The sequence below is a fragment of the Vreelandella sp. V005 genome (assembly GCF_052645115.1).
The window spans coordinates 1-475 of sequence record NZ_JBQXYA010000022.1; the positions used below are offsets into that span (position 1 = coordinate 1).

The 475-nt window shown below is 44.0% G+C and carries 1 rRNA gene; it reads right to left on the reverse strand.

What is annotated here, in order from left to right:
* Positions 1-364: 364 nt before the first annotated feature.
* Positions 365-475 (reverse strand): 16S ribosomal RNA (locus ACUN8H_RS18745); the annotation flags it as partial.

Below are 475 nucleotides of genomic sequence, written 5' to 3' on the forward strand. Positions count from 1 at the left end.
CCTCTGGCTGCCTAGGCATCCACCGTGTGCGCTTCATTGCTTGACCCTATAACCCGAAGGAGTCTGGAGTTCGCAATGATAACGTTTCATTTTGCCGGATACGCTTGAGACGTATCACAATTTAAGACCACTTCCTAAGAAGTGTTCTTGTCAGCATGATATACATTGTTAAAGAGCGACTGCTAGAAGCAGTGATAAGTGTTCTTTCGACTTAAAAAAGAAAAAAACCTTTAAACGTCCTTAAGACCTTTAAACGCTATTTTTTCTTTTTAACGTAAAAAAAACAGAGCACTTATCACTGCGTAGTAACAGCATTCTGATCAGGTAATTCATTGTGGACGCTTACTAACTGTGACGCATCGTTTAAGGAGGTGATCCAGCCGCAGGTTCCCCTACGGCTACCTTGTTACGACTTCACCCCAGTCATGAACCACACCGTGGTGATCGCCCTCTTGCGTTAGGCTAACCACTTCTG